19 protein-coding genes are annotated in these 22,308 nt (G+C 67.1%); 10 read left to right on the forward strand and 9 right to left on the reverse strand.

Annotated elements, in window-relative coordinates; genetic code table 11:
- Positions 1 to 47 precede the first annotated feature (47 nt).
- From XnspCFBP7698_RS19550 to XnspCFBP7698_RS19580, 7 genes are all read right to left on the reverse strand, one after another.
- Entirely contained in the window at positions 48 to 1,226 is a 1,179-nt protein-coding gene (locus XnspCFBP7698_RS19550) for a PQQ-dependent sugar dehydrogenase (RefSeq protein WP_123137697.1), read from the reverse strand.
- A gap of 642 nt (positions 1,227 to 1,868) precedes the next feature.
- Positions 1,869 to 2,198 (reverse strand): hypothetical protein, encoded by a 330-nt coding sequence (locus tag XnspCFBP7698_RS19555; protein ID WP_047694578.1) that lies wholly within the window; start codon positions 2,196 to 2,198, stop codon positions 1,869 to 1,871.
- Between the two features lie 144 nt (positions 2,199 to 2,342).
- Complete coding sequence (locus tag XnspCFBP7698_RS19560; RefSeq protein WP_039408598.1) at positions 2,343 to 2,840, reverse strand: hypothetical protein; 498 nt, start codon at positions 2,838 to 2,840, stop codon at positions 2,343 to 2,345.
- Positions 2,841 to 2,927: 87 nt separating this feature from the next.
- Positions 2,928 to 4,235, reverse strand: coding sequence for an APC family permease (locus XnspCFBP7698_RS19565; RefSeq protein WP_047694581.1), 1,308 nt, complete (start codon positions 4,233 to 4,235; stop codon positions 2,928 to 2,930).
- Positions 4,232 to 5,008: a L,D-transpeptidase family protein gene (locus tag XnspCFBP7698_RS19570; RefSeq protein WP_123137698.1), complete on the reverse strand. Its 777-nt coding sequence runs from the start codon at positions 5,006 to 5,008 to the stop codon at positions 4,232 to 4,234. The genes XnspCFBP7698_RS19565 and XnspCFBP7698_RS19570 overlap by 4 nt, the downstream gene beginning before the upstream one ends.
- Positions 5,009 to 5,282: 274 nt before the next feature.
- The gene (locus XnspCFBP7698_RS19575) at positions 5,283 to 6,380 is read right to left on the reverse strand and encodes a dipeptide epimerase (protein ID WP_123137699.1); all 1,098 of its coding nucleotides are present in this window, start codon (positions 6,378 to 6,380) and stop codon (positions 5,283 to 5,285) included.
- Entirely contained in the window at positions 6,377 to 7,789 is a 1,413-nt protein-coding gene (locus tag XnspCFBP7698_RS19580) for an SH3 domain-containing protein (RefSeq protein ID WP_123137715.1), read from the reverse strand. Before XnspCFBP7698_RS19580 ends, XnspCFBP7698_RS19575 begins: the two co-directional genes overlap by 4 nt.
- A gap of 353 nt (positions 7,790 to 8,142) precedes the next feature.
- Here XnspCFBP7698_RS19580 and XnspCFBP7698_RS19585 point away from each other — a divergent pair, with 353 nt between their 5' ends.
- From XnspCFBP7698_RS19585 to XnspCFBP7698_RS19630, 10 genes are all read left to right on the forward strand, one after another.
- On the forward strand, positions 8,143 to 8,949 hold the full coding sequence (locus XnspCFBP7698_RS19585; RefSeq protein WP_123137700.1) for an N-acetylmuramoyl-L-alanine amidase: 807 nt from the start codon (positions 8,143 to 8,145) through the stop codon (positions 8,947 to 8,949).
- Between the two features lie 105 nt (positions 8,950 to 9,054).
- A complete protein-coding gene (locus XnspCFBP7698_RS19590; RefSeq protein ID WP_123137716.1) occupies positions 9,055 to 9,738 on the forward strand; it encodes a M15 family metallopeptidase in 684 nt (227 codons plus the stop codon).
- A gap of 143 nt (positions 9,739 to 9,881) precedes the next feature.
- Positions 9,882 to 10,076, forward strand: a complete 195-nt coding sequence (locus tag XnspCFBP7698_RS19595; protein ID WP_039405377.1) for a CPXCG motif-containing cysteine-rich protein — start codon at positions 9,882 to 9,884, stop codon at positions 10,074 to 10,076.
- Positions 10,077 to 10,269: 193 nt separating this feature from the next.
- Complete coding sequence (locus XnspCFBP7698_RS19600; RefSeq protein ID WP_123137701.1) at positions 10,270 to 10,653, forward strand: hypothetical protein; 384 nt, start codon at positions 10,270 to 10,272, stop codon at positions 10,651 to 10,653.
- A gap of 220 nt (positions 10,654 to 10,873) precedes the next feature.
- Positions 10,874 to 11,251 carry an EF hand domain-containing protein gene (locus XnspCFBP7698_RS19605; protein ID WP_047694591.1) on the forward strand — a complete coding sequence of 126 codons (378 nt, stop codon included), beginning with the start codon at positions 10,874 to 10,876 and terminating at the stop codon, positions 11,249 to 11,251.
- A 236-nt stretch (positions 11,252 to 11,487) separates the two neighbouring features.
- Positions 11,488 to 11,895: an EF-hand domain-containing protein gene (locus XnspCFBP7698_RS19610; protein WP_184384903.1), complete on the forward strand. Its 408-nt coding sequence runs from the start codon at positions 11,488 to 11,490 to the stop codon at positions 11,893 to 11,895.
- A 37-nt stretch (positions 11,896 to 11,932) separates the two neighbouring features.
- Entirely contained in the window at positions 11,933 to 12,691 is a 759-nt protein-coding gene (locus tag XnspCFBP7698_RS19615) for an HAD family hydrolase (RefSeq protein ID WP_104581281.1), read from the forward strand.
- Positions 12,692 to 12,940: 249 nt separating this feature from the next.
- Positions 12,941 to 13,510, forward strand: a complete 570-nt coding sequence (locus XnspCFBP7698_RS19620) for a hypothetical protein (protein WP_104581282.1) — start codon at positions 12,941 to 12,943, stop codon at positions 13,508 to 13,510.
- 31 nt (positions 13,511 to 13,541) lie between these two features.
- The gene (locus XnspCFBP7698_RS19625) at positions 13,542 to 14,159 is read left to right on the forward strand and encodes a hypothetical protein (protein WP_039405385.1); all 618 of its coding nucleotides are present in this window, start codon (positions 13,542 to 13,544) and stop codon (positions 14,157 to 14,159) included.
- A 142-nt stretch (positions 14,160 to 14,301) separates the two neighbouring features.
- Positions 14,302 to 15,669, forward strand: a complete 1,368-nt coding sequence (locus tag XnspCFBP7698_RS19630) for a VOC family protein (RefSeq protein ID WP_123137703.1) — start codon at positions 14,302 to 14,304, stop codon at positions 15,667 to 15,669.
- Positions 15,670 to 15,721: 52 nt separating this feature from the next.
- Here XnspCFBP7698_RS19630 and XnspCFBP7698_RS19635 read toward each other — a convergent pair whose 3' ends face one another.
- Together XnspCFBP7698_RS19635 and XnspCFBP7698_RS19640 are read right to left on the reverse strand one after the other, a co-directional pair.
- On the reverse strand, positions 15,722 to 18,865 hold the full coding sequence (locus tag XnspCFBP7698_RS19635; protein WP_047694601.1) for an efflux RND transporter permease subunit: 3,144 nt from the start codon (positions 18,863 to 18,865) through the stop codon (positions 15,722 to 15,724).
- Positions 18,866 to 18,998: 133 nt separating this feature from the next.
- Positions 18,999 to 22,247: an efflux RND transporter permease subunit gene (locus tag XnspCFBP7698_RS19640; protein WP_123137704.1), complete on the reverse strand. Its 3,249-nt coding sequence runs from the start codon at positions 22,245 to 22,247 to the stop codon at positions 18,999 to 19,001.
- Positions 22,248 to 22,308: the final 61 nt, after the last annotated feature.

The following is a 22,308-nucleotide window of genomic DNA, read 5'->3' on the forward strand; positions in this document are numbered from 1 at the left end:
ATCATGGATGCGCGCGGTGCGTGTTGCACGACCGCACTCCACCACGCTTACGCGTCGTTCTCGACTGCTGCCTTGCTCTTGGGGGTCAACTTGAGCAGGCGCCCGGTGCTGCCGCTGGCTTCGTCCTCCAGCAACCACAGTGCGCCGTCCGGTCCCTGTTCCACTTCGCGGATGCGTGCGCCCATGTCGTAGCGGGCAACCTCGCGCGGCTGGTCGCCCAACGAGACCTGCACCAGCGCCATCGATGACAAGCCACCGATGAAGCCGTTGCCGCGCCACGCGGGGAATTGCTTGCCGCTGTAGATCACAAAGCCGGCCGGCGAGATCACCGGGGTCCAGCTGATCTTGGGCGCGGCAAACTCCGGGCGGGTGTTGTGGTCGGGGATCGGCGTGCCGTCGTAATGATCGCCGTTGGAAACGATCGGATAGCCATAGTTGGCACCGCGCTGGATCAGGTTGAGCTCATCGCCGCCGGCCGGGCCCATCTCGTGTTCCCACAGGCGGCCCTTGCTGTCGAAGGCGATGCCCAGGATATTGCGGTGACCCAGCGACCAGACCTGCGCAGCGACTCCACCCTGCGCGGCGAACGGATTGTCGGCCGGCACGCTGCCGTCGTCGTTGAGGCGGATCAGCTTGCCGAGATTGGCCTTCATGTCCTGCGCAGGATCGAACTTCTGCCGCTCGCTGGAGGTGATCCACAGCTTTCCGTTCGAGTCGAACGCAAGCCGATGACCGAAGTGACCGTTGCCGGAAACCTTGGGCTCCTGTCGCCAGATCACCTTCAGGCCGGACAAGGTGCCGCCACCGGTGGCATCCAGCGTGAGCTTGGCACGCGCAACCGCCGCTCCGCGCGTGTCGCCCTGGCCCGGCTCGGCGTAGCTCACATAGACCAGGCCGTTTTTCGCAAAGCGCGGGTGCGCGAGCACATCGCCAAATCCGCCCTGGCCGCCATAGGCGACTGCAGGCACGCCGGCGACCGCGCTCTTGCGCTTGGTCTTTGGATCGAACCGCATCAATGCGCCGCGCTTTTCACTGACCAGCAGCGTGCCATCGGGCAGGAAGGTCATCGCCCAGGGTTCGTCGAAATCGGCAACGGTGGCGGCCTGGAACGGCCATTGCGCCTTGGGAATGGATGCTGCCGGTGCGGCGGCAGGCGCGGCCAGCGCGGCGGCGGAGGTAAACAGGGTGGCCGAGCAGGCCAAGGCAAGCAGACGACGGATAGACATGAGGTCCTCCAGGGGTGGGACGGTCACGCTGCAGCCCTCCCGCAACGTGTTCCGCGTCGGGTTTTCATTACCTTACACGACGCTGCGCGGCTCACCCTTGTCGCAGATCACTCTCTGCAGGGCAGGCACGTCGCACATCGTTGTTCACGAACGGATAGTTCATAAAGCAGTTCTGACAGCGGTACAAACCTGTATGCGTTGTCGCCGTCCGGCTGCATGCCACGTTGCGCGATCACGCTGCCGATTCGGTCCGCATGGGAATGCATGGTGTTGCTTGGTTAAAAGCCCACGGCCTCGTCCAATGCCGGTTCGGCCTGTGTGCCCCTGTGTTGCAACAAGAACGTGTGCTCGTGTGATGAAATTCCAACAGCCGGGCTGCGTTCTGCGATTGCTGGCTCACTGAGCATCTCGCGGGTGCCGCTGGCGAGAGGCTCTCAATGCGATCTTGCTGCCGAGCAGAACAAGATTTCATGCACTGCATAGTGCCGAATCTGCCCGCGGGAGTAGCAGTGCAAAACGACACCTGCAATGCGATGCAATCGAGGCCGGCGGCGCCACGTGCAACTCACCTGTGGCGCCGCCAAGACTGGGATGCTCTTACGCGCAAAAAAACAACGCCACCTCGACGGTGGCGGTGTCTGTCTACGGTTTTGACTTGTCGCCGGTGACGAAGTCGGTTGCATTTTCCCAGGCACGCTTGACCGCGTGACGGGCCTTGCTCCAACTCAGGCCTTCGGTACCGCGCTTGGCTTCCCAATCACGGTGCAGTTCGGCTTCCACCTGATCATAGGCGCGGGCGTTTTCGCGAATTCGCGCTTCGTGCCCGGCCAGGTAGGCGCCCTCATAATCTTCGTACCGGTCGCCTTCGGTGTAATACGGTTCTTCGGTGAAGCGCTCGCGCCAATAGTTGGATACGTTCTGGCTGCGGTCTTCGTCCGGTGCGCGGCCCGGAATCTGGTACGGCACGTTCATGCTCGTCTCCATCAATGCGAATGTGCAGATCAACTTAGGCAGCGAGGTGTTAACAGCGCGGCACGCCAGGTGACGACGGGATCAAGGCTGCGATGCACTGCAGGCGGACAGCCGTCACCTTGTTAGCCAGCTCCGGAATCGGCGTCAGACCGCAGCAGACGCCGCTTCATACGGCAGGGGAGTTGCTCCGGCGGTCAGCAGCGCTGGCTCGGACGCGTGGAGTGTCTGCTCGTCGGCGTCGATGACCACCAACACGCGGCCGGATTCGATTTCATCTTCGAATTGACGCCGTACCGGGTCGGGCACGGTGGCACCGACCAGTGCCGACGACCAGCTGCCCACCAGTGCGCCCGCCAATGCCATGACCCCCACGCCGGCCAGGGTCAACCCGATCGGCGGCACGGCGACCGCCACCAGCCCTGCCACCAGCCCGGCAGCACCGCCGGTTGCAGCGCCACGTGCCGCAGCCGGAACGAAATCGGTCTTGGCGTCCTTGCGCTCGTCCGGGACATCGTGCAGTTCGATATCGGCACGCGCGATCAGCGACAGCGCATCGTTGTCGATACCGGCACTGCGCGCTGACTGCAGCACGCGTTGCGCGCTTTCAAGATCGGGTGTGCTGTAGACGCGGCGCAGTTTCATCGCAAGCTCCCAGGCAGGTAAGAGCCGCAGCGTTGGGCGTGCGTGGTTAGGCGTGCGTGAGCGCGGCGCGAGTGCATTGCGAAGCTGTCATGCAGGTGTGCGCGGGAACAGGTAGAACGCCCACCCCACCAGCACTGCCGCACCGGCCGCTGCCAGATTCTGCCAGCTGGCGCTGGCCAGCAGCCCAAGCGAGAGCACCAGCGCGGCGACGGGAATGAGTGGGCCCCCCGGCAAGCGCAAGGTGTCGGTGCGGTGCCGATAGCGGCGCGCCAGCACGATGACGGCGGCGGCAGTGCCGATGTAGGCGAACAGGCGCGTGACCATCGACAACAGCGCCAGCTGCGTGAATGAGCCCGACAACGCCAGTGCCAGCGACAGCACGCCCTGGGTGAGCACGGCCGCCGCCGGGGTGTGGAAGCGCGGGTGCACACGGGCCAGAAATGCCGGCCCATACCCGTCCTGCGCAAGCGCAAACAGGAAGCGCGGGCCCAGCATCACCGTATTGCTGGTGGTTCCCAGGATGGAAATGGTGGCGCCCACGGTAAGGATCAGCGCCAGTGCCTCGCCACCGAAGCCACTGGCCGCATCCGCCAACGGCGTGGGCGAAGCGGCGAGATTGGGCAGCGTGCCTTGCGCCACCACCTGCACGGCGGCATAGATCAAGGTGACCGTGACGATCATGGTGATCAGGGCGAACGGGACGTCGCGGCGCGGGTTGCGGTATTCGCCCGCTGCGGCGGGGATGTTCTCGAAGCCGGCATAGGCAAACAGCAGCAGCAATGCGGCCTCGCCGAGATTGCCCATGTCGCGCAGGTCCGGCGCAGTGCCGGCAAACGCCCACGACCAGTCCACATAGAACAGGCCGATGGCCACGAACAGCAGCAACGGCACCAGCTTGCCTATCACCAGGGCGATCCCGGTGCGCGCGGCCGATTTGACGCCAATGACATTAATCGCGGTCAGCACGCCCAGCGAGCCGACCACCACCAGCGTGCGCGCCCAGGTCTCGGTGGACGCGGTCGGCCAGAACCGCGCGACCGCATCGGCCAATCCATTGCTCAGTGCTGCCGCCGAACTGATGCGGGTCAGCCAGATCATCCAGCCGATCTGGAAGCCGACGAACGGGCCGAAGGCTTCACGTGTGTAGAGATAGCTGCCGCCGGGCGTGTCGAAATAACTCGCCGCCTGCGCGTAGCACAACACCAGCAGCGCGACCGCCAGGCCGGCCAGCATCACCGCCCACAGGCTCATCGGACCGAGCAGCGCAGCCGTGGCCGCGGGCAACAGATAGATGCCGCTGCCGATGACGTCGTTGATCGACAAGCCGACGATCTGCCAACGGCTGACCACCCGTACCAGGCCGGTGGCATCGGGTGCGGGGGGCGGCGTGCTCATGGTGCGGCCTCGGCCAGCACGGGAAGCTGCCACTGCGCCTGCAGGCGCGCGTAGTCGGCGCGCGGCAACAACACGAACAGCGGGTGGTCTTCCGGTTTCAACCACGCCAGCAGGCGCTGCATGTCGGCAGGCGCCATCGCAGTGCAGCCGGCGGTGAACTGGCCCGGCGTGCGCCACAGATGCGCGAAGATGCAGCTGCCGCGGCCGGGCACGTTGCCGGGGTTGTGCGCGATGACGAAGCCCTCGCGGTAGCGCGCATCGCCGGGTTGGCGCAGGTCCAGCCGCATCGGCTCGGTGGAACCGGCGACGGCGCGTTCGCCGACCTGCGCGGCGTCGACGATGCGGTTGTACAGCGGCGAGTCGGGCACATCCATGCAGTAATGGGTGGCGCTCATCGCCTGATACGGCATGGCGCTGTCGATGCGGGCCGCATCACCGAATGCCGGGCCGATGGCGAAGACGCCGGCCGGGCTGCGGCCATCGCCTTCGCGCTTCTGCGGGCCCTGCGGCTGGGCGGGGTGCAGGCCATCGCCCCAGGCGCTGCCGTGCCGGCCGAGCGCCACCGCGAATGCCGGCGCGGCCGGTGCCCATCCACCGTCCACTCGCGTAAAGGTCTGCAGGCGCGCCTGGGTGCTGTTCCAGTCGGGAGTGGTCACTACGATCAGTGCACGTGCCTGCTGCAGCGCCTGCATCGGTTCACCGGCGTGGGCGGCGCTGCCGCACAGTGTCAGCGCCATCAACAGGGTGGATCGCAACAGGATGGCAAGACGCATGCAGGCTCCGGAGGCTAGGGGTGAGCTGAAACGAACGCGGTGCGTCCGTGCCGATCGCCGTGTGATCGCGCGAGGCAGAGACCGCGCAGGGCAGGTGCCGATGAGCGCTACTGTACCCAGCAATGCGGCCGCGTGGCGCATGCCCGTGCATCGTGCACGCGTGGTTTGCCGCGCAGGCGGGCATGCGGCTGGCACGGCCCCGTCTTGCCCGCTGCCCGCGCTGGTGGCTGACGGGCGCCCATATCGGCATGACCGACCCTCGCCGAGGACGCGCTTAGTCCGGCAACAGCTCCAGCCCGCGGATGCGGCGGATGCCCAGCCCCGGCGAATCGTCGATGTGGATCTGCGCGTGGTCGAACCGGACGCCGCCATCGGTGGGGTCGAACTGGCCAAGTGCCGGCGCGTCCAGGTCGGCCAGGGTGATGCTGTGGGCCTTGGCCACGGCCAGATGCACGGCGGCGGCCACGCTGACACTGGATTCGATCATGCAGCCGATCATGCACGGCACGTCGTACACCGCCGCGATATCGGCGATGCGCATCGCGTTGGACAGGCCGCCGGTCTTCATCAGTTTGATGTTGACGATATCGGCGGCGCGGCGCTGGATCAGGTCGATCACCTGCGATGGCGAGAACACGCTTTCGTCGGCCATCACCGGGGTGTCGATGCGCGCGGTGACGAACGCGAGCCCGTCGACGTCGGCTGCCTTGACCGGCTGTTCGAGCAGCTCCAGCGCGATGCCGGCGTCTTCCAACGTCCGCATGCTGCGCACCGCCTGCTTGGGCGTCCACCCCTGGTTGGCATCCAGGCGCAAGGTCGCGCGGCCATCGACGGCCGCATGGATCGCCTTGATACGTTCGACATCCGAAGCGCTGTCCTTGCCGACCTTGATCTTCAGCGCCCGGTAGCCACGTGCAAGCGCCTGCTGCGCCTGCGCGACCATGATGTCGATGGCATCGGCGCTGATGGTGAGGTCGGTGGTGATCTGTGGCGTGCCGCCACCCAGCAATTGGTAGAGCGGGGCGCCATAGGCCTGCGCCCACAGGTCGTACAGCGCGATCTCCACTGCAGCCTTGGCGCTGGTGTTGCGTTCCAGTGCGTGCTGCACCAGCCCGCACAGGCGATTCAAATCGGCCACGTCCTGGCCGATCAGGCGCGGGGCGATGCACTGCCGGATCGCGGCGACGATGCTGCCGTGCGTTTCGCCGGTGATCGCAGCAGTGGCCGGAGCGGAACCGTAGCCGATCCGGCCGCTATCGGTCTGCAGCAGCACCACCACGTCCTCGATTGCGTGCACGGTGCGCAGCGCGGTCTTGAACGGGGTGTGCAGCGGCACGCGCAGCATGCCGAGGGTGAAGCCGGTGATCTTCATGGGGAATCGATCGGTCCGATGCGCTGGATGCGGGTGATGTGGTCGATGAAGGCGGTGCCGTCGGTGGCCAGCAGGGGCAGCAGCGGCGTCACCGACACGCCATTCAGGCGCGCGCGCTGCACGCTGCCATCGGCTGCGCGGTAGCTGGCACCGGCGACATCGTGAATCACCCAGGGCACACCGTGTGCGTGCCCGATCACCATCATCACGTGGCCGGGAATATAGATCAGGTCGCCGATACGCAACTGCGCCAGCTGTTGCAGCCGCTGTTCCAGCGGTGCGTCGGCGGTGAACGCGACGCCGCGCAGGACGCGGCTGCGTGCCTGGTCGCCGGTGTTGCGCGGCAGCGCAATGCCCACGCTGCGATAGACATCCAGCACGAACCCGCTGCAATCGCGCGCGTGGTAATCGTTGCCCCAGCCGTAACGCTCGCCAAGGAATTTGAACGCCTGGCGCAGCAATGCTTCATCGGTGGCCGGCAATGGACCCATGCGCACGTCGGCACCGCGCGGCACCAGCGCAGGGACCAACTGCAAGCGGCCATCGCTGCCACGCAGCGGCAGCTGCACCACATGGGAGGCCAGCGGTAACTGCCCGTTGACCGGCTGCTGCGGTGGCCAGGTGCGCTGCAAGGGCAGGCTGGTGCCCATGTCCAGCGACAGGGCGGAGGCGGCCGGCAGCTCTGGCGTGTAGGCCGTCTCTACGTGTGCGCCGGTCACCATCAGGCGTGGGCGGCGCTGGGCGTACTGCAACACGTCCGCGCGCGGGCCTTCGGCAATCTGGTCGCTGGCGATCCATGCGGCGTAGTTGGACGCAAGCACGAACGCCCATGCGCCATCGGCACTGCTGTGCAGGACCGCGACCGGCGTGCCGGGGTAGAGCGCCGATTCCTGGAAGCGGTCGATGTCATGCTCGTCGGGGCCGCTGAACACGCGCAGCGCGCTGGGGAAGGTCCGTAGCGCGGCGCGCTTCACCACCAGCGCAAAGCGCGGCGCGACCTGGGCCGGGAGCGTGTCCAGTGCGAGCAGGCGGCGCAGCTCCGTCAACTGCGCTGGCTGGATCAGCTGCCCGTCTGCAGCGTAGAGCGTGCGTGTCGGTAGCGCCGACAGCGCCTCGATCTGCGCGCGCACCGTCGCGCGGGTCAGCAGCGCGGGCAGCTGCGCCAGATCGCGCATGGAGGCATCGTCGCGCAGCAAGCGTGTGGTGAACGCGTCGATCTGTGCAGCGTTCAGATGCGGCCGCTGCGCGTCGGGGCTGCGCTGGATCCAGTAGTCGGGCGTCAGCTGCGCATCGCTGACTGCAAACGGTGCGGCCGGCGGCGCCTGCACGCTGGCACGCGTGGTCGCTGCGCTGCAGGGCAGGGCAAGGGCGATCGACAGCAACGTCAGCAGGCAGCGCGGCAGGAACATGAAGAGCTCGGGATCAGGGCAGGCGTTGGCGAACTGCAAGGCACGTGACGCAAGCGGCAGCACGGCCGCACTGTGCGGTGGCGACCATGGCGCAGTGTACGCGGGGCGCCTGGCGCTGCGAACGCAGCGCAGGCGGATGCGGGCGCCGACCCCGCTGGCCGATATCCCGACGCAGTGCACGGCCACGCCATCAACGGCGATGCGGGTACGGCGCAATCGGCGCGTTGCAGCGTCGCCACGCGCAGGCCCGCGTTGCCGGCCACAGCGGCGACACTCGGCAGATAATGGCCGCGCCGGACGTAGCGCGGCCAACAGCGACGGCGCGGGCCGCGCGATTCCTCCAGGAGACAACGATGCTGTCCAGCTTCCCTCTACGCCCATCGGCCTGGCTGCGCGCAACCATCTGCGCGGTGGCGTTGTCGCTGGGTGCCTGCGCCCATGCGCCGCAGCGCAACGCCCTGGCCGAGTGGGTGCCGTCGCCGAACTTCGATGCCCGGCGCCCGATCCTGATCGTGCTGCACTTCACCGACCAGCACTCGGTCCGGCAGAGCCTGGGCACGCTGCGTGGGCGCAACAGCGGGGGGCGCGTGAGCGCGCATTACCTGATCGGCGAGGACGGGCGTCGCTACCAGCTGGTCAGCGACGAGCAACGCGCCTGGCATGGCGGCGCCGGCCGCTGGGGCACCATCACCGATATCAACTCGGCCTCGATCGGCATCGAGCTGGACAACGACGGCAGCGAACCGTTCGCACCGGCGCAGATCGACAGCCTGCTGGTCCTGCTGGAAGACCTGTGCACGCGCCTGCGGATTCCACGCACGCAGATCGTCGGCCATGAAGACGTGGCCCCGACACGCAAGAACGACCCCGGCCCACGCTTTCCCTGGAAGCGCCTGGCCGACGCCGGTTTTGGCCGCTGGCCGGCTGCCGATGCGCCACCCGCACCGGAAGGCTTCGATCCCTGGCAGGCGCTTGCCCTGCTTGGCTACAGCCTCGACGACCCTGCCGCCACCCTGCAGGCCTTCCACCATCACTATCGCGGCAACAGCGCCAGCACGCTGGATGCCGAGGATCTGCGGATCCTGCATGCGTTGACCGGGCCACTGCGGCCCTCGCCGTCACCCGGTAGTGTGGCGTCAGGCGAGGGCGAGAGCCCGTAGCGCCACGACGGCAAGAGTGTCTGGCCCGATAGAGGAGCAGCCGTGCATCACATCCACCACAACCAGCGTGCAGCTGGCCTGCCGCGCTCCAGTGCCCGCGCCGTAGTGGTGCTTCTGGCCTTGCTGCTGTCGGGCGTGGGCGCGGCACAGCCGCACGTCTCACGTGCAACGACTGCTGCACAAGCCGGGCTGATCGATGTGCAGCGCCTTGCACCCAACCTCGCGGTGGACCTGCGCTACGCGGGCAGCAACAACTTTACCGGGCGCGTGGTGCCTGGATATCTTGCGCCGCGGTGCTATCTGCTGCGTCCGGCTGCCGAAGCGCTCGCGCGGGTGGCGCAGCGGCTCGAATCCGATGGCTACCGCTTGCAGGTGTTCGACTGTTACCGGCCGGTGCGGGCTGTGCAGGCGTTCGTGGCCTGGGCGGCGGACCTGGGCGATCAATCGACCAAGGCCCAGTATTACCCGCGCGTGGACAAGCGCGCGCTGTTGGGCGACTACATCGCCGAAACGTCAGGGCATAGCCGTGGCGCGACGCTGGATCTTGGACTGCTGGACTGCCGGCACGGCGCCTGTGCGGCGGTGGACATGGGCACCGCGTTCGATTTTTTCGATACGCGGGCACACACCGATGCGCCCGAGATCACCGACGCGCAGCGTGCCCAGCGCAGGCGCCTGCTACGCGCCATGGCGGCCGAGGGATTCGCCAATTATCCGATGGAGTGGTGGCACTTCACCTTCCGGTCGGAGCCCACGCCGGACACCGCCTACGATGTGCCGGTGGAGTGATCGCGGCGGCCTTCCTGCTCGCATTGCAGTGTGCGCGCGCCCGATGCCTGCACCTGCCCGAACGCTCGTACACTTGCGCTCCCGTGTCGTGATTGCCGATCTGGCGCATCCGATCCGGCCTGCCCGCTGCCGAGGAACCCCTCATGTCCGATCCGGAACGCTTTGTGGATGTCGCCTGCCCGTACTGCGGGGAGTGGATCACGCTGACACTGGACCTGAGCGGCGGTGATCAGCAGTACATCGAGGATTGCCAGGTGTGCTGCAAGCCGATCTCGGTCAACGTGGGCTGGGATGAAGAGGGCGAGGCGCAGGTGACTGCGCGCGGGCAGGACGATTAGGGCGCACCTCACGGCCTCCAGTTGATTGCATGCGCATGGTGCAGCGCTCGTTCCCCGGCGTGAGCGTCGTCATGCGGCGGTGCGCGCGGCCAGGGCGGCTGGCCTGTTCGCGCCTTCGTGTGTCGATCTGGATTGCAGCCGGATCCATGGCCGTAGCGGCTAGACTGGCACGCCAGCTGCCCGGATCAACACGATGAATCTGCCCCTGCACTTCGGCCTGCTCGGTTCGCTGGAGGCCGGCCTGATTGCGCTGGTGCTCGGTGTCCTGATCTTCGCCGTCATCGAACATGTCGGGCGGCGTCTGCACTTCACCCATGGCCACACCCTGGGGATTGCCTGTCTGTTGGCGGTGGCGGTCGGCGCCGGTTACGACATCTGGCACCTGGTGTACACCAGCATCGTGCGACTGGAATCGCCGTTGTATGCACGTCTGGCACTGGCCAGGATCCATGACCCGAACGAACTGGGCTCGCGCGTCATCCTCGAGATTGCCGGCGCACTTGCAGGCGTGGTGGTGGGTTGGAAACTGTTCAGTTCCGGAAGCTGGGACGATGAGGCGCCCGGCGCGCAGCCATAGCTGAAAAAAGGCGGCGTGGTTCGCATAAATTTCCTTCTTGAATGCTCTGCTTCTGTTTGACTCACCCATGCCTAACACCCGGCTAGCGGCAACGTTGCAGGTTGTGGTTAAGAGGACGTTTTGCAGGAAATTGCGCCGGGTTGGGCGTTCATTTGCGATCGGTACGGTAGTGCCATGTGCGGCGACACCGCGCATTCCAACGCCCAAGGAGACCACCCAAATGAAGAATCGCAACCGCACCTCGCTGCTCGCTGCCACCGCCGCTCTTGCCGCCGCCCTGGCGCTGCCGGCCATGGCGCAGAGCACCTCGCAGGACGCCGCAGCGCAGGCGGGCAGCCCTGCTGCCTCGGCACAGTCGGGGAGTTCTGCGACCTCTGCCCAGGGCGGTGCCAGCTCCGGCGGCGGGCAGACCTGGGCCAGCGTGGACACCGACAGCGACGGCGCCATCAGCAAGCAGGAAGCGCAGGTCAACGCGGGGCTGGTCCAGATTTTCGACCAGGCCGACGGCGACACCGACGGCAAGCTGACGCCGGACGAATACAAGGCCTTTGTCGCCAAGCAGCAGAGCGGCGGCGCAACGGGGTCGCAAGGTAACTGATCGAATATCTTGAAGGCCGTCGCCGTCCGTAGCGCTCCGGATACGGAGCTGCGAAGGGCTCGGCATCGCAACAGCGCGGGTCTGCACGCCGGGCACGCGTGAATGATCAGGATGGACACACGGGAGCGGCCTGCCAGGGCCGCTCCCGTTTTCTTTACGTGGCGCGCGTTACGGTGACACCATTCGCTTCTGGTCCTGTCTTCATGCTGCAAACGCGCCTCAGCTTGCTCGCCGTCCTGTGCAGTCCACTGCTCGCGTCTGCCGCGCCACCGGAGTTGCCGCCCGCCACCCAGCAGACGGCAGCACCGTTCACCGGCGGCACCAACGCTGCGGGCATGGCGCCCTTGCCCATCGAGCCGCCGCCACCTGCCACCACCCCATTGTTGCCCGCCGACCCGTCCGGGTCGTCCCGCGGCAAGGGGGGCGCCGCGCCCTCGGGGGCACCCACCGCCGGCACGTTGGCGCCGCGCAGCTTCGACAGCCTGGACAGCGATGCCGACGGCTCGCTGACGCCGGCCGAAGCCGGCGCCGACCCGATCCTGCGCGAGAACTTTGCCGGCTTCGACAGCAACGGCGATGGGCGCCTGTCGCGTGACGAATTTGCCAGCTATCAGCCCGGCCCCGGCGACGCGGCAGGCGACTGACTGCAGCTGCGCTTCAGCGCGCTGCTAGACTTGCGCAATGACTTCTCTTGCACAGCGCGACGGCCAGGCGATCCAACTGGTCGGCTTCGACGGCGACGATACCCTCTGGAAAAGCGAGGACTACTACCGCACCGCCGAAGCGGATTTCGAAGCGATCCTGGCCCGCTATCTCGACCTGGGCGACAGTCGCATGCAGCAGCATCTGCTGGCGGTGGAACGGCGCAACCTCAAGGTGTTCGGCTACGGTGCCAAGGGCATGACGCTGTCGATGATCGAAACCGCCATCGAACTCACCGACGCGCGCATCGATGCGCGCGACATCCAGCGCATCGTTGAGATCGGCCGCGCCACCTTGCAGCACCCGGTGGAGGTGATTGCCGGTGTGCGCGAGGCGGTTGGCGCCATTGCCGCCCACTGTGCGGTGGTGTTGATCACCAAGGGCGACCTGTTTCACCAGGAGCAGAAGATCGAGCAGTCCGGTCTGGCCGACCTGTTTCCGCGGGTCGAGGTGGTGTCCGAAAAGGACCCCAAGACCTACGCACGCGTGCTGGGCGAATTCGACCTGCCGGCGCAGCGCTTCGTGATGATCGGCAACTCGTTGCGCTCGGATGTGGAGCCGGTGCTGGCGATCGGCGGCTGGGGGATTTACACACCGTACGCGGTGACCTGGGCGCATGAGCAGGAGCACGGTGTCGCTGCAGACGAGCCGCGCATGCGCGAGGTGCCCGATGCATCAGGCTGGCCGGCGGCGGTGCAGGCACTGGATGCGGTGGCGCGGCAGCAGCTGCCAGGCTGAGGGCTGCGGCGGCTGCGTCAGGCGGCCGAGGCAGGGCCGGCATGTGCACGCCGGTGGTCTTCATCGGCTACCTGCGCGCCGGCCTGGCAAGGTGCAACGTCGGCGGACCGGCCGCGCAAGACTGGCGCCTGGCCGGCGGCTCTGGCGCGAAGTGCCCATTGCTGATGTAGTGACGATGCGGGCGCCCGACGGCGCCCGGTAACAGGACGTTCCGGCCAGCACGCATGGCCGACCTTGGAGGGAATGCCCATGAACATGTTGTCCGTGATCCGTCGTGCAGGGCTGGCCGTCGCGCTGGGTGCGCTGGCGTGCATCGCGCCGCTGGCGGCTGCCGAACTGGAAGAAGAAGTCATCAATCCCAGCGAGGTCATCTTTCGCAATGGCCAGCCGTATTACGACGATGCAGGCCAGCATGTCCGCCTGCACACGCGGCGGGTGGGCGATGACGTGGTGTATTTCCGCACGGTGCGCTTCGATCGCGAACAAGGCTATGTGGATGCGCAGGGGCAGAGCATTGCCACCCTGCAGTCGCGACCACGGGCAAGTGACCGCGGCACTGCGTTCGTGGGCGACCGCGACGGGGGAAATGTCGGTGCCTACAGCGGCTACGGTTACGGCTCCGCACTGCGATTGGGTGCGTCGCGCAACCGCCCCTACGGCCAGATCTATTACGGCAACGGCCTGTATGGCCCGGATCCGTACAGCAGCCCGCACAACCGCGATGCACGCCAGCGTTATCTCGGGCCCGGCTATGTGGGCGCCTGCGATCTGAACGGCTGCCGCGAGGTGCACTACCTTGGCATCTACGACCTGCGCTGACCTGCTCTGCATGCCTGACACCGGCACGGGCATGCGGCATCATCGCGGCATGTCTGCCTTGCGCTACTTGCTGTTGCGATCGCTGCCGTTGCTGGCCGCGTTGCTGGTTCCGTCGCTGGCGCTTGCCCAGGCTGCCGCTGCGCCGGCAGCCGGCGGCGCGCAGGACGCGGCAGTGCCTGCGGTGATGCCCGGCACCGGTGATGCGTGGGTGGACCAGCATCTGGCCGACATGGGCAGCTACGCGCAACGCTACCCGGACAGCTTCATCGACGAGGTGGCGCGTTACACCGGCACGCCGCGCGGTTACGTGCAGGCGCTGCTGCAGGTGCATGGCTGGCACGCGGGAGACATCTACTTCGCTTGCGTATGGGCGCAGACGGTGCAGCTGTCGTGTCGCGACAGCGTGCGGGCCTATAGCCGCGATCATCACGATGGGTGGCAAGGCGTGATCACGCGACTGGCGGTGGCGCCGGACAATGCCCACATGCGCGCGTTGCGGCACGCCATCGTTGCCAGCTACGACCGGTGGGAGCGGCCGATCACCCTGGACGCGCTATTGCGTCGCCAGCTCGGCGACCATGCGCAGCGGCTGGAGGCCGCACGTCAGGCCAGCGAAGCGGCCGAGGCGGCGGCGCAGGCCGGGTTGTAACGCCGGCGGCGCGCACCTCGCGCAGGGCTGTCTGCATGCCAACGCGCGCACGCGATGCTGCCATGCAGCTGGTCGCCGCAGGGCACGGTCGGCGAGAATGCGACCAACGCCGGCGTTGGCCGGCCTCTGCCAAGACCAGCCCATGCGCGATACCGTGTTTGTCTCTCCCGATCACATCCGCAGCCTGTTCGCCCAGGCGATGTCGGACATGTATCGCGCCGAGGTGCCGTTATACGGCGACCTGATGACGCTGGTGGCGCAGGTCAACGCGCAGACGTTGCAGGCCGATCCCGCGCTGGCAACGCGGCTGCAGCGCAACGACGAGCGGGCACGGCTGGATCTGGAGCGGCATGGCGCCATCCGGGTCGGCACGGCCGCAGAACTGGCCACCTTGCGTCGGCTGTTTGCGGTGATGGGTATGCACCCGGTGGGGTATTACGACCTGTCGGTGGCTGGCGTGCCGGTGCATTCCACCGCGTTCCGCCCGATCGACGATGCGGCGCTGTCGGCCAACCCGTTCCGTGTGTTCACCTCGCTGCTGCGCCTGGAGTTGATCGAGGATGCCGCGCTGCGCGCGCAGGCTGCGCAGATCCTGCAGCAACGGCAGATCTTTACCGCAGGTGCGCTGGAGCTGATCGACCACTGCGAACAGGTAGGCGGCCTGGACGCCGCACAGGCGCAGCAGTTCGTCGCCGAAGCGCTGGAGACCTTCCGCTGGCATGGCGATGCCACGGTGTCGCTGCCGACCTATCGCGCGCTGAGCGAGGCGCACAAGTTGATTGCCGATGTGGTGAGCTTCCACGGCCCGCACATCAACCATCTAACTCCGCGCACGCTGGATATCGATGCGGCGCAGGCGCAGATGCAGCACGCCGGCATCGATGCGAAGGCGGTGATCGAAGGCCCGCCGCGTCGACGCGTGCCGATCCTGCTGCGCCAGACCAGCTTCAAGGCACTAGAAGAGCCGGTGCGGTTTGTCGGCGATGGCGGGCAGCCCGAACACGGCACGCATACAGCGCGCTTTGGCGAGATCGAGCAACGCGGGCTTGCGCTGACGCCCAAGGGACGCGCGCTGTACGACGCGCTGCTGGCGCAGGCGCGCGATGCCGATGGTGCCGGCAGCACGGGCAGCGATTACGCCACCCGCCTGCAGACCGCGTTTGTGGCCTTTCCCGATGACGAGGCGCTGCTGCGCCAGGAAGGGCTGGGCTATTTCCGCTACACCCTGACCGAGGCCGGCCGTGCCGATCCGGCGCAGGTGGCCGCGATGCCGGCAGAAACCGCGATCGCGCTGGGGCTGGTGAGTGCCGACCCGATCATCTACGAAGACTTCCTGCCGGTCAGCGCGGCCGGCATCTTCCAGTCCAACCTGGGTGGGGCCGAGCAGCGCGCCTATGCCGCGCATTCGAGCAAGCGCAGCTTTGAGCAGGCCCTTGGCGCCCAGGTGCACGACGAGTTCGCGTTATACGCGCAGCTGGAGCGCGCCTCGCTGCAGGCCTTGGTGGCCTGAACCCCCCGTACGTCGCCGCGCGGTGCGGCGGCGGCTGGTGTGCTGCCTCGCCTCAGTGCGCCGACGACGCAGCCGGGCGCCGTGCCGCCGCGCGCTCTGCCCGGCGTGCACGCGCACGTGCGCGACGCGCCTTCCAGCGTTCGCTCAGGCACGAGAAGATCACGTACAACGCCGGCGTGCTGAGCAGGGTCAGGCCCTGCGAGAACACCAGCCCGCCGATCATCGCGATGCCGAGCGGGCGGCGCAGTTCCGAGCCTTCGCCCAGGCCCACTGCCAGCGGCACCGCGGCCAGGATCGCCACCATGGTGGTCATCATGATGGGGCGGAAGCGCACGATCGAGGCTTCGCGTGCGGCCGCGCGTGCATCCATGCCGTGCACGCGCTGCGCCACCAGCGCAAAGTCGATCATCATGATGGCGTTCTTCTTGACGATGCCGATCAGCAGCACCAACGCGATCATCGAGATCACCGACAGCTCGGTGTTGCTCAGGAACAACGCCAGCAGCGCGCCGACGCCGGCGGCCGGCAACGTGGACAGGATGGTCACCGGGTGGATCAGGCTCTCGTAGAGCATGCCCAGCACGATGTAGACGGTGAGCACCGCAGCCAGCAGCAACACGCCCATCGAATTGGGGCTCAGCTGCACGTTGAATCCGCCACCGTCGCTGATGCGGATGCCATCCGGCAGGCGCAGGCCTTCCACCGTGTTCTTGATGATCAGGTCCGCCTCGCCGGTGCTCACGCCCGGTGCGAGGTTGTAGCTCAGATCCATCGTGGTGTACTGGTTGTCGTGGGTGATCTGCGGCGGCGCCAGCCCGGGCAGCTGGGTGGCGACCGCGGTGATCGGCACCATCTGACCGGCACGGTTGGGCACGAAGACCTGATCCAGCGCCTTGGGCGTGGCGGTCTGCGAGGGCAGTGCGTTGACCACCACGCTGTACTGGTTGAGATCGGAATAGATGGTGGAAATGGAGCGCTGGCCGAACGCGCCGTACAGCGCGCCGTCGATGGCGCCCACCGAGATGCCCAGGCGTGCTGCCCTGGCGCGGTCGATCACGATGTTCTGGCGCAGGCCCGAGGTGTCCACGTCGGTGCCCACATCGCGCAGACGCGGGTTTTTCTTCAGCGCGGCCTGCACCTTGGGCAGCCATTCCTGCAGCTGCGCCAGGTCGTTGCCCTGCAGCGACACCTTGTACTGCGCGCCCTGGCTGGTGCCACCGCCTCCGTCGCTGGGCAGGTCCTGGATTGCGCGCAGGCGCAGGTCCAGGTCCGGGTAACGGTCGGCCTTGGCGCTCAGGCGCGCGACCACCTGCGCGGTGGTATCGCGGCGGCCCTCGTCGCGCTTTTTCAGCTCGATATTGAACGACGCGCTGGAGCCCTGCCGGCCGGAGCCCAGGCGCGCGCCGACGGTCTTGACGGCCGGGTCGGCCATCAGCATGTCGGTGATGCGGCGCTGGCGGCTGACCATGTCGGCAAACGACACCGTGGCGCTGGAATTGGCGCGCCCCCAGATCAGGCCGGTGTCCTGCGGCGGGAACGACCCCTTCTTGACCGCGCCACCCAGGAAGATGGTGGCGGCGATCAGCAGCAGCGGCGTCAGCGACAGCAGCAAGGCGTGCCGCAGCGAGAAATCCAGTGCCACCGTGTACACCGCGAGCATGCGCGCGTGCATGCGGTCCAGCCAGGCGCCGAAACGGCCGGGTTTTTCCGGCTCGGTATGTGCCGACAGAAAGCGGCTGCACAACGCCGGCGTCAAGGTCAGCGACACCAGCATCGACACCACGATTGCGGCCACCAGGGTCACGGTGAACTCGCGGAAGAACGCGCCGATCATGCCGCTGGCAAACAGCATCGGGATGAACACCGCCACCAGCGAGGCGGTGATCGAGACGATGGTGAAACCGATCTCGCGCGCACCGGCCAGTGCCGCGTCCAGGCGCGGCATGCCTTCATCGAGATGACGCATGATGTTTTCGATCACCACGATCGCATCGTCGACCACGAACCCAATGGCGATCACCAGCGCCAGCAGGCTGAGGTTGTTCAAGGTGAAGCCGAGCACGTACATCACCAGTGCCGAACCGGCCAGCGACAACGGCACGGTCACCGCGGCAATCAAGGTCGGCGCCAGCCGGCGCAGGAACAGCGCCATGGTCAGCACCACCATCGCCAGGCTGATCATCAGCGTGGCCTGCACCTCGTGCAACGACGCGCGAATGGTGGGCGTGCGGTCGAAGTAAGGCGTGAGCCGGGTGCCGGGTTGCAGGTAGTTGCGCAGCTCGGGAATCTGCGCTTTGACCTGGTCCACGGTTTCGACGATGTTGGCCCCGGCGCGGGTGAAGGCGTACATCACCACCGCCGGCTTGCCGTCGAACCAGGCCGCCTGATACGCATCCTGCTGGCCGTCGTAGACGGTGGCCACATCGCCCAGCCGCACGATGCGTCCGTTGGACTGGGTGGAGATCGCCAGCTGCGCAAAGTCGGCTGCCTTGGCCACCGCATCGTTGGCGATGATGGCCATGGTGGTGTTGCCATCGGACAGGAATCCGGTGGGCGAGGTCACGTTGGCCGCGCGCACCGCGTTGCGCAGATCGTCCGGGGTCAGCCCCAGCGCGTTGAGCGCACGCAGGTCCACGTCCACGCGTACCGCAGGGGTGGAGGCGCCGGCGATGTCGACCGAGCTGATGCCGGTGATCTGGCGCAGCCGCTGCGCCAGCAACGAGTCGGCCACGTTGTACAGCTCATCGGCCGACTGCGTGTCCGAGGTGAGCGCAATGGCGATGACCGGGTCGTCGTTCGGATTGGCCTTGGAGTACATCGGCGTGCCAAGCCCGGACGGCAGATCCGATTGCGCCGCATTGATGGCTGTCTGCACGTCCTGCGCGGCCGAATCGATGTTGCGGTTGCTCTGGAACACCATGAACACCATGCTGCTGCTCTCCGAACTGGAGGAGCGCATGCGGTCGATGCCGGGCAACTGGCCCAGGTGGCGTTCCAGCGGCGCGGTGACGGTGGAGGCCATGGTGCTGGCATCGGCACCGGACTGCGTGGCGTGCACGAAGATCACCGGAATCTGGATGTTCGGCAACGCCGCCACGCCCAGCCGCAGGTAGCACATCAATCCGATCACGAACAAACCGATCGCCAGCAGCGAGGTGCCGATCGGGCGCTTGATGAAGGGCGCGGAGATGTTCATGGGTGTGGTGCCGGGAATCGGGAATCGGGATTCGGGAATCGGTACAGGCAACAGCCAGCGCGGCCTCCACGCGTGCGTGTGGGCAGGCGATGCCGTGGGCAGGCACAGCGATCAGCGAAGACGTCAGCAGTCGTCATGCCGATCGTTCCGAGGTGGATGCCGGGGTTGCGCCGTCATGGCGCGCTGCACGCCGCGCGCGCCAGGCACGCATGCGCTCGCCGGCGCGTTCCATGTACAGGTAGATCACCGGGGTGGTGTACAGCGTCACCAGCTGCGAGAGCAGAAGGCCACCCACAATCGCGATGCCGAGCGGGCGGCGCAGTTCCGAGCCGATGCCCGTGCCCAGCGCCAGCGGCAGCGCGCCCAGCATGGCGGCGGCGGTGGTCATCATGATCGGGCGGAAGCGCAGCAGGCAGGCGCGCCGGATCGCATCGTGCGCGTTCGCACCTTCGCGGCGTGCGTCGATGGCGAAGTCGATCATCATGATGGCGTTCTTCTTGACGATGCCGATCAGCAGCACGATGCCGACGATGCCGTCCACCGACAGGCTCAGCCCGCACATCATCAGGGCCAGCAATGCACCGACACCGGCCGGCGGCAGCGTGGAGATGATGGTGAGCGGGTGGATGTAGCTTTCGTACAGCACGCCCAGCACGATGTAGATCACCACGATCGACGCCAGCAGCAGCCACACGATGTCGGTCTGGCTGCCGGTGAATTCGGCCGCCTTGCCGACAAATTGCGCATGCACCTGGCTGGGGATCTCGAGATCTTCGCGTGCCTTCTCGATTGCCGCCACCGCCTGCGACAGCGAATGCCCCGGCGCCAGGTTGAACGAGATGGTCACCGCCGGCAGCTGCTGCTGATGGCTCACCACCAACGGCGTGTTGGTGACCTTGGCTTCGGCCAGCGCGGCCAGCGGAATGATGTTGCCGGCGCCGACCACGATGCCGGTGTTCTGCGCGCCCACGCCGGTGGCAGTGGACGAGTTGGACGAGGTCACCTGGCCGAAGCTGGTGGCATTGGTGCCGGTCAGTGCGCCGCTGCCATTGCTGGCCACCGCCAGCTGGTTCATCAACGCGGTGCTGCTGCGGAATTCCGGCGCCACTTCCAGCACCACCCGGTACTGATTGAGCTCGGTGAAGATGGTGGAGATCTGGCGCTGGCCGAACGCGTCGTACAAGGTATCGTCGATGGTCTGCATCGGCACGCCGAGCATGCTGGCCTTGTCGCGGTCGATGCTCAGTTCCAGTGCACGCCCCTGGTTGGCCAGGTTGTTGTCCACATCCGCCAGCTCGGGCAGCTTGCGCATCGCCTCGGTCATGCGCCCGGCCCAGGTGGCCAGTTCGGTACTGTCCACATCCGACATCGAATACTGGTATTCGGTGGCCGCCACGCGCGTGTCCAGGGTGACGTCCTGCACCGGCTTGAGGAACAGCGCCACGCCGGGGATGCGGGCCACCGCGTTCTGCAGGCGCGGCAGCACCTCATCCAGCCCATCGCGGTCGCCGCGTGTCTTCAGCACGATCGACAGCTGGCCCTGGTTGATGGTCGGATTCATGGTGCCGGCGCCGATGAAGGCGGCCACGCCGGTCACCGCCGGGTCCTTGCGCAGCGCTGCAGCCACCGCCTGGGTGCGCTGCTCCATCTGCGGGAACGCCACGTTCTGGTCGGCCTGCACCACGCCGGTGATCAGGCCGGTGTCCTGCTCGGGCAGCAAGCCCTTGGGGATCGCCACATACAGCACCACCGTCAGTGCCACCGCGCCGATCGCCACCGCCAGGGTCAGCGGCTGATGCGCCAGCACCCAGTCCAGGCTGCGCTCGTAGGTACCGACGGTGCGCGTCCACAGGTTGGTCTTGCCGGCGGCTGCGGCGCGCTCGTGCGCGTCTTCGCCTTCGGGCAGCGCATCGGGCTTGAGCAGGTAGGCGCACATCATCGGCGTCAGCGTCAGCGACACCAGCATCGAGATCACCACCGCAATCGACAGCACCCACGCAAACTCGTGGAACAGCCGGCCGGTGACGCCGGGCATCAGCAGCAGCGGCAGGAACACCGCCACCAGCGACACGGTCAGCGACAGCACGGTGAAGCCGATCTGCTTGGCACCGATCTCAGCCGCTTCCGGCCCGCTCTTGCCCTGCTCGATGTAGCGCACGATGTTTTCGATCATCACGATCGCATCGTCGACCACGAAACCGGTGGCCACCACCAGCGCCATCAGCGACAGGTTGTCCAGCGACATGCCGGCAAATGCCATCACCCCGAAGGTACCGGCCAGCGACAACGGCACCGCCACCGAGGGGATGATGGTGGCCCACAGCCGGCGCAGGAACACGAAGATCACCGCCACCACCAGCGCGATGGTCAGCACCAGGGTGAACTTCACCTCGTGCACCGAGGCGCGGATGGTTTCGGTGCGGTCGGAGAACACCTCAAGATGCACGTCGGCCGGCAGCACCGACTGCAGCTGCGGCAGGATGCTGCGGATCTGCTCCACCGTCTGCACGATGTTGGCGCCGGGCTGGCGGCGGATTTCCAGCAGCACCGCCGGCTTGCCATCGGCCCAGGCGGCGAGCTGGTCGTTCTCCACCCCGTCGACCACCTTGGCCACATCGGCCAGCCGCACCGGGCGACCATTGGCGAAGCTGATGATGGTGTCGCGGTATTGCGCGGCGTCCACCAGCTGGTCGTTGGTGCCGATGCTGTAGGACTGGGTCTTGCCGTTGAGCGAGCCTTTCGGCGCGCTGACGTTGGTCTGGGTCAGCGCGCTGCGCAGCGACTCCATGGTCAGGCCCATGTTCGACAGCTGCGCCGGGTTGACCTGGATGCGTACCGCAGGGCGCACGTTGCCGGCGATCGACACCAGGCCCACGCCCGGCACCTGCGACAGGCGCTGGGCCAGGATCGCATCGGCGTAGCGGTTGACCTCGCGCAGCGGCAGCGAATCGGAGGTGAGCTTGAGTGTGAGGATCGCCGCATCGGCCGGATTGACCCGGTTGTAGACCGGCTGGTACGGCAGCGACGAGGGCAGCGTGGCCTGGCGGATCGCGGCCTGCACGTCCTGCGAGGCGATGTCGATGTCGCGGTCCATCGAGAACTGCAGGATGATCGTGGACAACCCCGCCGACGAGTCGGAGGTCATCATCTGCAGGCCGGAGATCTGCCCGAACTGGCGCTCCAGCGGGGTGGTCACCAGCGAGGCCATGGTGGTGGCGTTGGCGCCGGGGTACTGGGTGGTCACGACCAGGCTGGGCGCGTCGATTTCCGGCAACGCCGAGACCGGCAACTGCCGGTAGCCCAGGATGCCCAGCAGCAGGACGCCCGCCATCAACAACGAGGTGGCGATCGGGCGGCGGATGAAGATGGTCGAAAAGCCCACGGGGGGTGTCCTTGCTGAAGACGTCAATCGATGCCGGCGCACACGGCGCCGACGCGCACTG

Source organism: Xanthomonas sp. CFBP 7698 (genome assembly GCF_003600855.1).
GTDB classification, from domain to species: domain Bacteria; phylum Pseudomonadota; class Gammaproteobacteria; order Xanthomonadales; family Xanthomonadaceae; genus Xanthomonas; species Xanthomonas cannabis.